This window comes from Cyclobacterium sp. SOCE241 (genome assembly GCF_056867545.1).
The window spans coordinates 1,598,773-1,613,450 of sequence record NZ_CP149779.1 but is presented as its reverse complement, the minus strand read 5'-3'; the positions used below and the strand labels follow the sequence as shown (position 1 = coordinate 1,613,450).

Annotated in this window: 12 protein-coding genes and 3 pseudogenes; 1 reads left to right on the top strand and 14 read right to left on the bottom strand. The window is 35.8% G+C overall.

The window, feature by feature from the left end; translation table 11 throughout:
• Position 1: 1 nt before the first annotated feature.
• From WG932_RS07875 to WG932_RS07865, 3 genes are all read right to left on the bottom strand, one after another.
• Complete coding sequence (locus WG932_RS07875; RefSeq protein ID WP_014022694.1) at positions 2-412, bottom strand: hypothetical protein; 411 nt, start codon at positions 410-412, stop codon at positions 2-4.
• Positions 409-1,245 carry a hypothetical protein gene (locus tag WG932_RS07870; RefSeq protein ID WP_483087561.1) on the bottom strand — a complete coding sequence of 279 codons (837 nt, stop codon included), beginning with the start codon at positions 1,243-1,245 and terminating at the stop codon, positions 409-411. Before WG932_RS07870 ends, WG932_RS07875 begins: the two co-directional genes overlap by 4 nt.
• 299 nt (positions 1,246-1,544) lie before the next feature.
• Entirely contained in the window at positions 1,545-2,252 is a 708-nt protein-coding gene (locus WG932_RS07865; protein WP_483087560.1) for a class I SAM-dependent methyltransferase, read from the bottom strand.
• 187 nt (positions 2,253-2,439) lie between these two features.
• On the opposite strand from WG932_RS07865, the gene WG932_RS07860 reads away from it, so the two are divergent.
• Positions 2,440-3,369: a ketopantoate reductase family protein gene (locus WG932_RS07860; protein ID WP_483087559.1), complete on the top strand. Its 930-nt coding sequence runs from the start codon at positions 2,440-2,442 to the stop codon at positions 3,367-3,369.
• A gap of 178 nt (positions 3,370-3,547) precedes the next feature.
• Here the strand turns inward: WG932_RS07860 and WG932_RS07855 are convergent, their stop codons facing one another.
• From WG932_RS07855 to WG932_RS07805, 11 genes and pseudogenes are all read right to left on the bottom strand, one after another.
• Complete coding sequence (locus tag WG932_RS07855) at positions 3,548-4,045, bottom strand: Pr6Pr family membrane protein (protein WP_483087558.1); 498 nt, start codon at positions 4,043-4,045, stop codon at positions 3,548-3,550.
• 280 nt (positions 4,046-4,325) lie between these two features.
• A pseudogene (locus WG932_RS07850) lies at positions 4,326-6,021 on the bottom strand (DEAD/DEAH box helicase).
• Between the two features lie 259 nt (positions 6,022-6,280).
• Positions 6,281-7,567, bottom strand: coding sequence for a citrate synthase (locus WG932_RS07845; protein ID WP_014022688.1), 1,287 nt, complete (start codon positions 7,565-7,567; stop codon positions 6,281-6,283).
• Between the two features lie 295 nt (positions 7,568-7,862).
• Complete coding sequence (locus tag WG932_RS07840) at positions 7,863-8,279, bottom strand: BrxA/BrxB family bacilliredoxin (protein ID WP_014022687.1); 417 nt, start codon at positions 8,277-8,279, stop codon at positions 7,863-7,865.
• A 23-nt stretch (positions 8,280-8,302) separates the two neighbouring features.
• Complete coding sequence (locus tag WG932_RS07835; protein WP_242067737.1) at positions 8,303-8,653, bottom strand: DUF59 domain-containing protein; 351 nt, start codon at positions 8,651-8,653, stop codon at positions 8,303-8,305.
• Positions 8,646-9,077 carry a SufE family protein gene (locus tag WG932_RS07830; protein WP_014022685.1) on the bottom strand — a complete coding sequence of 144 codons (432 nt, stop codon included), beginning with the start codon at positions 9,075-9,077 and terminating at the stop codon, positions 8,646-8,648. Before WG932_RS07830 ends, WG932_RS07835 begins: the two co-directional genes overlap by 8 nt.
• A pseudogene (locus WG932_RS07825) lies at positions 9,037-10,331 on the bottom strand (SufS family cysteine desulfurase). Before WG932_RS07825 ends, WG932_RS07830 begins: the two are co-directional and overlap by 41 nt.
• A complete protein-coding gene (gene sufD, locus WG932_RS07820) occupies positions 10,306-11,613 on the bottom strand; it encodes a Fe-S cluster assembly protein SufD (RefSeq protein ID WP_483087557.1) in 1,308 nt (435 codons plus the stop codon). The pseudogene WG932_RS07825 and the gene sufD overlap by 26 nt, the downstream one beginning before the upstream one ends.
• A 25-nt stretch (positions 11,614-11,638) precedes the next feature.
• Positions 11,639-12,400 (bottom strand): Fe-S cluster assembly ATPase SufC, encoded by a 762-nt coding sequence (gene sufC, locus WG932_RS07815; protein ID WP_014022682.1) that lies wholly within the window; start codon positions 12,398-12,400, stop codon positions 11,639-11,641.
• A 12-nt stretch (positions 12,401-12,412) separates the two neighbouring features.
• Entirely contained in the window at positions 12,413-13,858 is a 1,446-nt protein-coding gene (sufB, locus tag WG932_RS07810) for a Fe-S cluster assembly protein SufB (RefSeq protein WP_014022681.1), read from the bottom strand.
• Positions 13,859-14,110: 252 nt separating this feature from the next.
• Positions 14,111-14,582 (bottom strand): annotated as a pseudogene (locus WG932_RS07805) (Lrp/AsnC ligand binding domain-containing protein).
• Positions 14,583-14,678 lie beyond the last annotated feature (96 nt).

Here is a 14,678-nt window from a genome sequence, read left to right as displayed (position 1 = left end):
TTTAACTGGTTGTTTCTTTTAATAGCTCACCAATGTAAGAAATATTATTGCCGATGGCAGCAGGATTTTTTTCTACAATTGCTAAACCTATATCACCCAAGGCTCCGATAAAATCAAAGGCCTTTTGAATATCTATCAATGAATTTATGCTGCCCTTAATCTCCTGATTAATACTGCTCAGCTTCGATAGGGCTGTTGCTGTCTCTTCTCCCACAATTAAGGTAGACAAAAGCTTCATTTCTCTTGCAGTTTTCATCAGTTGATTTGACTTCTTGCCCATTTCTAGAAAAGTGTCATGGCTGATTTTTTGTTGACTTATTTTTTCGAACCGATAGTCATTGAATTTTTTTGCTATCTCTAAAAATTCATCTGCCAATTGGCTTATTTGTTCACTGTCGAATCTATCTTTCATTTTTTAAATTGCTCATAAGCATGATGTAGTGTACGTAAATCTTTGGACATTCTCCCAATTTCTGCTTTGAAATTCGTACTATTGAATTTAAAATCAGAGGCGACCAAACTATGGTGTTCTTCAGAAATAAGCGCTATAGCTTCTATTAATACCTTTATTTGGTTAGCTTGAGCTTTATGTTCCCCTAATAAATTATAGTATTCCCTAGCCGCATAGGCTTTGTTTATGGTGTTTAAAGTTGGGTCATAGCTCATGGATTTGTAAAAAGAATACCAAGCTTCGTTTTGAATCTCCATCAGGCCCAAAAGATTTTCTTTTAATACAAAAACTAGCTTTTCACTGATAATTTGTTGGTAAGGATCTGCTTCTTTCATATAGCTTTTAATCCTATTTTTTCTATATTGACCTGTAACCGCTTTTAGACTTAATTCAGATAATTTTTGAAAGGCTAATAATTGGTCCTCCTTGAACGCAATTAAATTAGACGCTGCTAGTGTTGAAGCCGGCCTATTTAAATTGTATTGATTCATTTCCATAGATGACAATTGATAAAGCCCTTCCCAATAATCCATTAGAGCGAAATATAGGTTATTTACCTCTTCATCTGCCATCAAGTAAGTATCACAGGCACAATTTTCTTCTCTTTCAATTTCAAATTGACTTACTTTACTAAAAGTGCACTCCTCTAGACATGCAGTATGGAAATTATACCCGATTTCCTTGAACATGCCAATTCCATTAAGGGCTTCCCTAGACAAATTTTGCACAGGTATTAGACTACTACAGGAAAATGACAGCCATATGACAAGAATACCGGTTATCTTTGGAATCATTTGCATATGCTAAATATACCGATATTTCCGGTATTTTGGAGATAAGTTTGATGGCAAATAATGGATTTTATTTAACAGATTGATGGTTTCTGTGTCAAATAGGTCATGTAGCAAATAAAGTTTAATTTAAGGGCTGAAATTCTATGCTTACCTTTTTTTGGAACCTTTATATGAAATAGTGCTGAACCCTTTTCCGTGAATTTTTAAAGATTAAAAATTGAAAATAAAAGGTTTTTCAATTTCAATTGGTAATACTTTGCATTAATCTTGGGAGTCATTCAGGTATCAGCTAAAACAGATTAATTTGATTGTCCGGATTTTTCACAATAAAATTTTTTAAGCAATCCATCTTGAGTTTCTTCTTTTTTGATAATAAAACCCGCATTGATAAGTAATTTTTTCATGATCCAATCCAAAGTTGAAAACTCTTCCTTAAAATGGATAATGGTATCCTCTCTCATAAAATCACCACCTTTTATCCCTTGGTTGGCGATGAAGGCATTGATGGCACCGCTTGGTTGGTGATCTGGAATAACTACATCATATAAATAAAACCTACCTTTGGGTTTCAAAACATTGAATATTCTTTCCAAGGCAATACTTTTCCAAAAGTCGGGAAGGTGATGTAAAGATAGTGAACTGATTACCCCATCAATGCTTTGGTCAGGAAGATTAAAATTTAAGTAACCGCTGTGGGTAAAAGATATGTTTTTGATTTGCTTGGAAATCGCTTTTTCTTGAGCATATTTTAACATTGCTTTTGAAATATCTATTGAATAAACTTTTTCGCAAATTCTTGCCATTGCTATAGAGAAGTTGCCTGTACCGCAACCTATGTCTAATACCTTCGATCCCTTATTTGGCCTAAACCATTCTATTACAACTCCGATTTCTTTGACTAAATCCCTGAAATCATTATGTGAGGGATCGTAAACTTCCACTTCCTCTTGCAATGAGTAATCTTTTCCGGTTTGTTGAAATTCGTTGTAAAGCCATATAGTGTTCATATTATTTTGAATTGGAGGTTGTTTCTGTGGGTATCATTAATTTTCAAGGTAAATATCCGAATTTAAAAGCAGTTTAAGTTGTGTTTTCTACTTTTAAAATTAATTGATTTTTCCAATTAATAGGCGGAAATTGAATCGGAAGGCCTCTTGGTCTATTTATTGGAAAATTATATGTTAAAAAAAGATAATGAAAGGTAAATCAATAGCTATCCTTGGGGTAGGAGGAGTAGGTGGTTTTGTAGGGGCTAAAATATTAGCAAATCGACCGGATGATTCAGTTAAACTTGACCTGATTTCGAGAGGAGCCACCTACAATAATATTAAATCAAAAGGCTTGATCTTTAGTAATCCTGATTCGGAGCAGGTTTTACAACCCGATGGACTTGTTTTAAGTGGAGAGTGTGAAAATACCTATGACTTGGTAATTTTGGCTACCAAATCCCAATCCATAGAGAAAGCTGTTTTAGAAAATTCTAAAATTTTTGGTGAAAGGACTTTGGTTTTACCTTTGCAAAATATGGTAAATGCTGCAGACAATATTCGCTCATTGGTTGGAAAGGCTACGGTTTTGGATGCATGTATTTATCTGATTTCAAACGTTCAAGAACCAGGGCATATCAAACATCTTGGGGGGCCAGGAAAAGTGATTGTTGGTTCACCAACGACAGATATCTATGATGATATTTTTAAATTTTTAAATCTGTGTGGAGTACCACTTGAATTGGTTTCTGATGCGAAATTACATCTTTGGAAAAAGTTTTTGTTTATTTCAAGTCTTGGTACATTAACTGCAGCAAAAAATGTCACTTTTGGAGAAATTAATACAAATGAGGATTTGAAAAAATTATGGATAGGCTTAATGGAGGAATTGGCTCAGTTGGCACAAAAACAGGGAGTTTTGCTTGATGATGCGGCTATAAATAATGCATTGACTATGATTTCAAATTTTCCTCATAATGCCAAATCTTCCTTTCAACTAGATATTGAAAGTGGACATATTGGCGAAAAAAAGACATTGGTTGATGATGTTATTACTCATTCAAAAAACTATGGTTTGAACTGTACCCACTACAGGGAATTGGAAAGCGAGATTATTAAGAAATTAGCAAAAAATTAGTAAATGTACTACTGATAATCAGCCCCAACCTGCTCGTTTTAATTGTAGGTATGTTCAACATTTTGAATTCTTGGTAATTTCTTACCCAAGAAAACCAGTAGGATTAGGATGGATAGGCACAAAAGAACTATTAGACCAATATTCTTAAAGGCATTCAAATAACCAATATTCGAGATGTTTAAAAAGGGTAAGGATAAAATCCTGAGAAATGTCCTCTTATTAATACAAATAGTAAATAGAAAATCGGATATAATATCCACTTGGATACAGATTCAAATTTTAAGTCTAATTTAGAAACATAGAAATACCAATAAATTAAAACCAAAAGGGGAATAATGCTGTGTAATAATTCATCAACAATATATTGAAAGCCGGTAGGTTGCCATATTCCTCTCAAAGCAATTTGATAGACCAAACCTACAATAAGTATAAATGTGGTTATGGCAGTAAGTGCTCCCGCCTTGTTAAAAATTGTAAATGGAAATGTCTTTAATTTAAAGGCTTTGGTTGAAAAATACAAGGCAACCAAGGTGTTGGTTAAAATAGTGAAAAAACTAAAGAATCTCACCGTTGTTTCTAAAATTTCAGTTTGTCTATTCATAATCATTAAATAGAACTGAGAAATAACTGTAAACCAGATGATAATTGAAGCTACTATTTCACTATATCTTTTCATAAAAATTTGGTTATAAAGTTTCCAATTACCAAATATAATCAAAAGCAATGGCTAGTGAATTAAGGCTCTTAAAGGTTTTAAGCAAGTAATAGGCATTAGACAATCAATTATGTACTGAAATTGTAAACAGCGTGATTTTCTTTTGATAGAAACAATCCATGAGATGACTCATGGTAAGCATAGTGAGGCGGATAACCGAATCCGGGTTAAACGAAACAAGCCTTCCAATTTTGGAAGGCTTGTTATTAATATTAATTAAGTTATGATTAAATACCTGTTCTTAAGGTTTAGATATTTCAAAATTTACTGACTTTCCTTTGATGGTATTGGTATTCATAACATTAATGACATGACTTGCATCTTTTTTAGGGATGTCCACAAAAGAGAAGCTATCATAAATATCAATTTCACCTATACTACCACCTGATACTCCAGTTTCTCCTGCGATAGCACCAACGATATCATTAGGACGAATTCGGTCTTTCTTTCCTAAATTTAAAAAGAGACGAGCCATATTTGGTTCTCTTTCTTTTTATTACCCCTTCTTCCGCTGCGATCGCCTCTTTCTCCATTACGGCCTCTAGATGATCCTCTATCGTTGCGGTCTCTTTTTCTTCTATCGTCTCTACCACCTCGATCCTTATCAGGGGTGAAATTCATTTCTTTAAACTTATCAATGGCTTCACCCAATTGCATTTTCACCAAACTTAAGGCGACTTGCTCAATAGAAATTCCTTCTGCAAGAAGGCTTTCTACTGCCTGCTCGTATATGCTATTGTCTTCTTCTTTTGCCAGTTGCCTGTGAATATCTTTGGTCAACTGATCTTTTTTCATTTGAATCAGCTGGTCTACGGATGGAGGGGCAGCTTTCTCAATGGTGGTTTTGATAAACCTTTCAAGATCTCTTAGCCTTCCTGAATCTCTTCTTCCAGACACAAAACTAATGGCAGTTCCTGACCTTCCGGCTCTACCTGTTCTACCAATTCTATGTACATAATTTTCCTCATCAAGGGGAAGGTCATAATTGAAAACAGCTTCAACGTTTTCTACATCTATACCCCTTGCAGCTACGTCTGTAGCTACTAAAACTGAACAATGTCCTTTACGGAACTTGTTCATAACTTTAGTTCTTTGTGCTTGAGACAAATCTCCATGCAATGCTTCAGCAGGGATACCTTTAGCTGTTAACTCTTCGGTTACTTCATCTGTAACCCTTTTAGTATTACAGAAAATTACACTAAGCTTATATTGGTGAAGATTAATAAGTCTGCTTATCAAATCTGTTTTTAATCCCGATCTTACGTCAAAATACAATTGAGATATGTTTTCAACGGTAAGCTCTTTTCTTAAAACCTTGATGATCTCCGGATCTGTTTGATATTTTCTAGTAAGTTCTAGAATTGGCTTAGGCATGGTGGCAGAAAAGAATACCGTTTGCCTTTCGATTGGCATAGAACTTAGTATTTTTTCAATATCATCCCTAAAACCCATGTCCAGCATTTCATCAGCTTCATCCAACACAATGATGCCAACTTGACTTAAGTCTAAGGTTCTTCTATCCATATGGTCCATAATTCTGCCGGGAGTACCCACCACAATTTGAACACCTTTTTTAAGCTTCTAATTTGTCTGTCAATTGATTCGCCACCATATATACAGGTAGAAGATATTTTTCTATTGTATTTGGTTAGTTTAACGATCTCACCTTCAACTTGTACAGCAAGTTCCCTAGTAGGACACAAAATTAGGGCTTGCGGCTTCTTGCTATTAGGATCAATACTGTCAATAATCGGGATGCCAAATGCAGCGGTCTTCCCTGTACCCGTTTGAGCTTGGCCGATGACATCAGCTCCTTGCAATAATAAAGGAATGGTTTGTGCTTGAATTGGGGAAGGTTGGGTATAGCCCATATCTTCCACTGCCCTTAAGATTTCTTCCGAAACCCCAAGGTCTGAAAATAATATTTCTTTTTCCATGAAATGTTCCTTACTTCTCAAAGCCACGGTATTCCCAAATATCCCAGTGTCGATCAACAATAAGGAACCCCACGGCGTAGGAGAAAAATGTATATTTTAAATAAGTTGCAAAGGTATAAAAAAATAGCTTAGCTTACAACTATTGTTAAGCAGTTTATGAAATAAATTCTAATTTTCAGCGGATTTCGCTAAATTATATTTTGCATAAATAAAAAAAGGGTCGAAAGACCCTTTTTTTATTTAATTAATAGATTTTGGATTACCTTTTGTCGATCGGTACGAAAGGTCTTTCTGTACTGCCTACATATACTTGTCTTGGTCGACCAATTGGCTCATTGTTTTCACGCATTTCTTTCCATTGTGCGATCCAACCTGGAAGTCTTCCCAAGGCAAACATTACTGTAAACATATCGGTAGGAATACCCAAAGCCCTATAAATGATTCCTGAGTAGAAATCAACATTAGGGTAAAGTTTTCTATCTACAAAGTACTGATCATTAAGGGCAGCACTTTCAAGTTCTTTTGCGATGTCTAAAACCGGGTCGTTGATACCTAATTTCTCTAGTACATCATCAGCAGCCTTCTTGATTATTTTGGCTCTTGGATCAAAGTTTTTGTAAACCCTGTGTCCAAAACCCATTAATCTGAAAGGATCATTTTTGTCTTTTGCTTTTTCTAAATATTTCTTAGAATCACCACCATCTGCTTTAATAGCTTCAAGCATTTCAATTACAGATTGGTTGGCACCTCCATGGAGAGGACCCCAAAGTGCATTGATACCTGCAGAAATAGAAGCATATATGCTGGCTTGCGAAGATCCAACAATTCTTACTGTAGAAGTAGAACAGTTTTGTTCATGGTCTGCATGTAGAATTAATAATTTATCTAAGGCTTTAGAAATAACTGGGTCTATTTCGTATTTCTCTGAAGGTAAGGAGAACATCATTTTCATGAAATTACCACAATAATCAAGGCTATTGTCGGGGTAATTTACAGGATGACCCATTTTGTTTTTATACGCCCAAGCAGCAAAGGTTGGCATTTTAGCCAATAACCTCACCATACTTAGTTTGATCTCTTCATCAGTATTGTTTGGATCCAAAGAATTTGGATAAAATGCGGTAAGAGAACAAATCAATGAAGAAAGAACTCCCATGGGATGCGCTACAGATGGAAATCCATCAAGAATTTTCTTGATGTCTTCATGCACCAAAGTGTGGTTTGTGATTCTCCCAGCAAAGTCATTGTATTGCTCAGTAGTTGGTAATTCACCATTTATCAACAAATAAGAAACTTCTAAGAAATTAGAATTCTCTGCTAAGTCTTCAATATTATAGCCTCTATACCTTAAAATACCTTTCTCCCCATCTAAAAACGTAATGGCACTTTTGGTCGATCCAGTATTTTTAAAACCCGGATCAATGGTAATTAACCCTGATTGGCCTCGTAATTTTGCAATATCAACCGCAATTTCATTTTCTGTACCTTCGGTGACTGGAAGATCATATTCTTTACCTTTAAAGGATAGTTTAGCAATATCCGACATGTGTTTATTATTAAATGATTTTATAAAGTTCCTAACTTATTCAGTTAAAATAAATTTGAATACAATTTAGTAAAATTTACGCAATATTTTTTAAAAATATGGCGTAAATGCTGTAGGAAAGTGCTTTCACAATTAAAATTATATTTGGAAAAAAGTAATACCTTCCTAATTATAGCAATTATTATATTCAAAAATTCAGCAATTCAAATTTATTATCGGTTGAATTGACCAAATTTATTTTAAGAGTTGATTATTGTTTTCTACTCAAATGAAAAATGCCCTAAAAGGGCACACTTTAACAAAAATGTTCGAAAACCTCAACCAAGTGATCTCCGATCATTTGGGCATTTCTTCCTTCAATGTGATGCCTCTCAATGAAATGAACCAACTCTCCATCTTTGAATAATGCCATGGCTGGGGAAGAAGGAGGATAAGGAAGTACCAATTCCCTAAATTTGGCTACAGCATCTGCATCGTTACCGGCGAAAACTGTGGCCAAAACATCAGGTTGCTTGGAAGCTTTTTCCAAGGCAGCCCTAACACCCGGCCGGGCAGCTCCTGCTGCACATCCACACACTGAATTAACCACGATAAACGTAGTTCCTTTATGCTCGCTAAGGTGATCTTCTACATCCTGAGCGGACTTGAATTCCTTAAAACCTGCTTCTGTAAGCTCTGCACGCATCGGTGCAATCAATTCTTCTGGATACATATTACTTTTGTTTTATTGTATTTTTATAAAAATCCCAGTTCCAACTTTGCTACTTCCGACATCATGTCTTGAGAATAGGGTGGGTCAAAGGTGAGTTCTACTTCTACATTATTTACTCCCTCAATATTGCCAACACTCTCTTTTACCTCTGAAGGGATAGATTCAGCTGCTGGACAATTGGGGGATGTAAGGGTCATTAAAATATATACATTGTTCACCGGGTAAACCGTAATTTCATAAATAAGGCCGAGCTCATATACGTCTACAGGGATTTCCGGATCATAAACATCTTTTATGGCGTTGATCACCTTTCCTTTTAGGGCTTCTTGATCGTCCGTTGATTGCTCTTTATTTTCCATAGCTGGGTTATGCATTAATTTTGGCTTTGTAAGCTATTGCAAATAATTTCATTTGTTTGATCATCGCAGTAAGACCATTGGAACGCTGTGAACCGATGATATTACCCATGCCGATCTTTTCAATAAAGTATAAGTCTGCATTGATTATTTCATTGGCAGGTTGCCCTGATAGAACCCTAATCAAAAGACTGATTAATCCTTTCGTGATATCGGTATTGGAGTCAGCCTGGAAATGAACCTTTCCCTCTTCTAAACTACTTGTTAGCCAAACCTTTGATTGGCAACCTTTGATAATATTGTCCTCTACTTTATCTTTTTCAGGAAATTCAGGCAATTGGTCTCCAAGTTCCATAATGTAATAAATTGTGGATTCCTTGTCATCACCTAGAATTTCAAATTCACCAATTATTTCTTCCTGAATACTGTTTATTTCTGCCATTAATTTTTCCTTTTTGAGATTCTTTTAAGCTCTCAATTAGCCTATCAATTTCTTCTATGGTATTGTAAACAGCAAAGGAAGCCCTGACAGTTCCCTCAACTTGTAACCTATCCATAAGTGGCTGGGTGCAATGGTGACCGGTTCTAACAGCTATACCTGAAGCATCCAACATTAAGCCCACATCAAAAGGGTGGATATTGTTGATTCCAAAACTTAGAACACTAACTTTTGCTTTAGCCGTACCTATAGGAATAAAGCCTTTTATTTCGGCACTTCTCTTAACTGCATGCTTCAACAGGTGATTTTCATGATTCCTAATGGTTTCTTTTCCGATATTGTTTACAAATTTGATGGCCTCACCAAATGCAATTACATCCCCAATATTAGGTGTTCCTGCCTCGAATTTATAGGGCAAATCATTGAATGTCGTTTTTTCAAAGCTGACCTCTTTGATCATTTCTCCTCCTCCTTGATAAGGAGGCATGGCTTCCAAAAGTTCTCGCTTCCATATAAAAAGCCTACCCCGGTAGGACCATAAACTTTGTGTGCAGAGAAAGCGAAAAAATCGCAATCCAAACCCTGAACATCTATGTCCAAATGGGCAGTACTTTGTGCCCCATCCATAAGAAATTTTGCTCCATATTTATGGGCTTGCTGGATCATTTCTTTGATCGGGTTGATAGTTCCCAATGCATTGGATGCATGAACTACAGCCACTAGCTTTGTTTTTTCAGAAAGCAATTGCCTGTAAGCAACTAAGTCCAACTCACCAGTGTCGTGAATTGGGATTACCTTTAAAATTGCACCTTTTTCTTCACATAAGAGTTGCCAAGGCACAATATTGGAGTGGTGCTCCAAGGTAGAAATGATAATTTCATCTCCCTTTGCAATAAATTTCCTACCAAAAGTACTGGCTACCAAGTTGATGCTTTCTGTTGTTCCCTTGGTAATAATTACTTCTTCAGAAGAAGGAGCATTGATAAATTCCTTGACTAATCGACGGGTGTTTTCAAAATAGTCTGTAGACCTAGAAGCCAAAGTATGTGCTCCTCTGTGTATATTTGAATTGTCTAATTCATAGTACTTTCGCAAAGCTTCAATCACTTGAATGGGCTTTTGCGTGGTTGCAGCATTGTCAAAATAAGCCAAAGGTTTTCCATTTACTTCTTGATGAAGTATTGGGAAAAATTCTCTGATCTTATCTTCAACTAGTATTCCTGAGTTATTTTTAATGGCCGCCTCCAAGTCGTTCATGTACTATTTTTTCACAGTAATTTTTAAAGGATTCATTGGTGATATGGTCCAGCACTTCTCCTGCAAATGCATAAAGCAACAATGATTTTGCGCTTTTCTTGCCTATTCCCCTTGCTCTAAGGTAAAAGAGGGCCTCTTCATCTAATTGGCCCGTAGTACAACCATGAGAACATTTTACATCATCTGCCCATATTTCAAGTTGCGGCTTGGTGTTTAAAGTCGCATCCTCTGACAATAATATATTGTTGTTTTGCTGAAATGCATTTGTTTTCTGGGCATCCTGCCTTACAAATATCTTTCCGTTGAAAACTCCTCTGGATTGGTCAGTTAAAATGCCTTTGTAAAGTTCATTTGATTCCGAATGAGGCATTTTATGATCCACATTAGTATGGTTGTCAACGTGCGTTTTTCCATTCAGTAAATAAAGTCCGTACATATTACCTACACAATTACTTGCGTTGATATTCAGACTTAGATTATTTCTTAGCATTTCTCCACTTAAACTCAACAAAACAGAGGTGAAGGTAGCGTCCCGAGCGATTTCCGACCCGGAATTGCTTACGCCAAGTTCTGCGTTGTGACCATCCTGAAGTTTATAATGCCTGATATGAGCATTGTCTTCTACATTCCATTCAGCAACTTCATTAAGAAAGACAGTTGATTCATTCAAATAAACGGTTATTTCGATGACAGTAGCTTGGCTATTTTTGCCTGCATGGTAATAGGTTCTTGGTTGAACACATTGGCCGTTAGCATCTGGATTGACAAAGTCTACCAAAACAATGGGCTGCTCCACTATTAATCCATCAGGAATGTCAATTCGAATCCCGGACTCAAAGGAATAAGCGTTTAATGCAGCGAAAGCGTCTTTGTCAACTGATTCGATGGATCCTATTTCACTCGCTTGTTCTTCATCCAATTCAGAAAATGCCTTAACTGAAAATCCAGCATCTTTATAATTGGATAATTCAGGGTCAAATACTCCATTGTTCCTGAATAGCCTATACCCATCAAGTGTGTTGATCAATGAATTGCCTTTGATTATTTCAGCAAGGTTATCAATTGATTGAGGAGAAGAATAGTTTTCTATCTTATCAATGATCCGCTTGGTGATATTAGTATATTTATACTCCTCTTCTTTCAAAGTAGGAAAACCGGTAGCTTCAAGCGATGATTTCGCAACAGTCTTCAAATCCTTGAAAGGGTTTGAATCATTTGAATCCGTCTGCTTAGAAAGGAATAATTCTACCAGTTTATGATCTTTCTTTGTCGATAATGTCATTAGAAATTATAATCTTGGATTAAAACTAAACCGTTGCTCCTGATAATTCATCTTTGATCCAGTCGTAACCTTTGGCTTCAAGTTCTAAGGCCAATTCTTTAGTTCCGGATTTTACAATTTTACCTTTGTACAATACATGAACATAATCCGGTACAATATAATCCAACAAACGCTGATAGTGTGTAACAACTATCGTTGCATTGTCCTTTGATTTTAGTTGGTTGACTCCATTGGCTACCACCTTTAGGGCATCAATATCCAGACCGGAATCAGTTTCATCAAGAATAGAAAGGGAAGGTTCCAGCATGGCCATCTGAAAAATTTCATTCTTTTTCTTCTCACCCCCGGAAAAACCTTCATTCAAAGCCCTGCTCAATAACTTCTGATCAATTTCAACCAATTTCATCTTTTCTTTCATCAAAGAAAGAAATTTTACTGCATCCAATGGGCTTTCACCCCTATATTCTCTGACTTGATTTACAGCAGTTCTAAGGAAATTAGTGGAACTTACACCTGGGATTTCTACAGGGTATTGAAATGCTAAAAACACTCCTTCTCTAGCCCTGTCTTCAGGACTAAGTTCCAATATGTCCTTTCCTTTGAAAGTTACAGAACCTTCGGTAACCTCATATTCTTCACGTCCGGCTAAAACAGAAGCCAAAGTTGATTTTCCAGAACCATTTGGCCCCATAATGGCATGTACTTCCCCCGGTTTGATTTCAAGGTTTATACCATTCAGTATTGGGCTGCCTTCTATTGCAGCATGTAAATTTTTTATTGATAACATTTTTCTAATTTTTTAACCTACGCTTCCTTCCAAAGTAAGGGCCAATAGTTTTTGGGCCTCAACGGCAAACTCCATTGGAAGTTGATTGAGTACTTCTTTTGCATAACCGTTCACAATCAATGCCACAGCATCTTCAGAACTTATTCCTCTTTGGTTACAATAGAAGATTTGATCCTCTCCAATTTTTGAGGTAGTAGCTTCGTGCTCTACCTTGGCGGAAGAATTTTGAATGTCTATATATGGGAAAGTATGGGCACCACATTTATCGCCCATCAATAGTGAGTCACACTGAGAGAAATTACGTGCGTTGCTGGCACGTTTCATAACCTGCACCTGACCCCTGTAAGAATTTTGAGACTTACCTGCGGAAATTCCTTTTGAAACGATTCTGGAACGTGTATTTTTTCCAATATGAATCATTTTAGTGCCTGTATCAGCTTGTTGGTAATTATTCGTAACAGCAACAGAGTAAAATTCTCCTATCGAATTGTTTCCCTTTAATATACAGGACGGGTATTTCCAAGTAACTGCAGAACCTGTTTCAACTTGAGTCCATGATATTTTAGAGTTGTCGCCGGCACATATACCTCTTTTAGTAACAAAATTGTAAATGCCACCTTTTCCTTCTTTGTCTCCCGGATACCAATTTTGAACTGTAGAGTATTTCACCTCTGCATTCTCTGCAGCATAAATTTCTACCACCGCTGCATGAAGTTGGTTTTCGTCTCTTTGGGGCGCAGTACAACCCTCCAAATAGGATACATAAGACTTATCTTCTGCAACAATTAACGTTCTTTCAAATTGACCGGTGTTAGCTGCATTGATTCTGAAATAGGTGGACAGCTCCATTGGGCAACGCACACCTTTGGGTATATAACAAAATGAACCATCTGAAAATACTGCTGCATTTAAGGCAGCATAATAGTTGTCAGTAGCAGGCACAACGGAACCTAGGTATTTTTTAACCAATTCCGGATGCTCTTTTACAGCCTCACTGAATGAACAAAAGATTACGCCAAGTTTTGAAAGCGTCTCTTTAAAAGTAGTACCTACGGAAACTGAATCCAACACCACATCAACAGCTACTCCTTGAAGTCTTTTTTGTTCATTTAATGAAATACCAAGTCTTTCATATATTTTCAAAAGTTCAGGATCTACTTCACTGATACTTTTTGGCTTGCTTTTTTGTTTTGGAGCTGAATAAAACCTTAATGATTGAAGGTCTACTTTAGGGTATTGAACATTTGCCCAAGTAGGTTCTTCCATCTTACTCCATTGTTCAAAAGCTTTAAGGCGCCAATCCAAGAGCCATTTGGGCTCTTCCTTTTTTGAAGAAATCCATCGAATGATGTTTTCATTTAAACCAATAGGAGCCTCATCAGTTTCATAATCAACTGACCAGCCATGCTCATATTCTTTGGATGTTAATTCTTCTAAGATTTCATTGTCCTTGCTCATAAAAAAGAGTTATTTAGACTAATTATATTTTGAACCACAAATATACAACATTAATCTATTTTTTATTGTTCTAAATGTGGTTGAATAATCTAAAATAACTTTTACTACGGGATGCAATTAATTGATTGTCAAGTAGTTAAAATTCTAAAAATACCATTGTTTACAATAGTAAATATTGAAAAAACCATATACTATATATGAAAATCTAAATAAATTTTTTATTTAGATTTAATCTTAATAATTAATTTGAAGTTATTTTTTATCCGTTATTAAATGAATAGGCCTATTGATACTTTCTTCAAGAACAATGAGGGTTTCAGTTCTATCAATTCCTTCGACCAATTGAATTTTGTTAAGTACGTCTCTTAAATGATTGGTGTCTTTACAAATGATTTTGGCGAATATGCTGTAATTACCGGTAGTATAATAAGCATTAATTACTTCAGAAATGTCTTTTAGTTTTTCTATAACCGTATCGTATAAGGAGCTTTTTCTAAATAAATCCCAAGGAAAGCCGAAATATCGTAACCTAGTTTAGAATAGTCAATGTTCAAAGTTGCACTCTTTACGACACCAAGGTCTTCCAACTTTCTCATTCTTACATGAACAGTTCCGGAAGAAACGAAAACCTTTTTGCGATCTCGGTATATGGGGTTTTAGCATCTTTGTTAAGTAGTGAAATAATTTTCAGGTCTACATTGTCAATATCTAAAATTTTGTCCATTTTTTATTAAGTTAATTGTTAATTCCAAAATAAAGATCTGCTTAAATTATTAAATTGTCAAAGAATTTAATAACTATTTTTGTTTTTACGAATAAG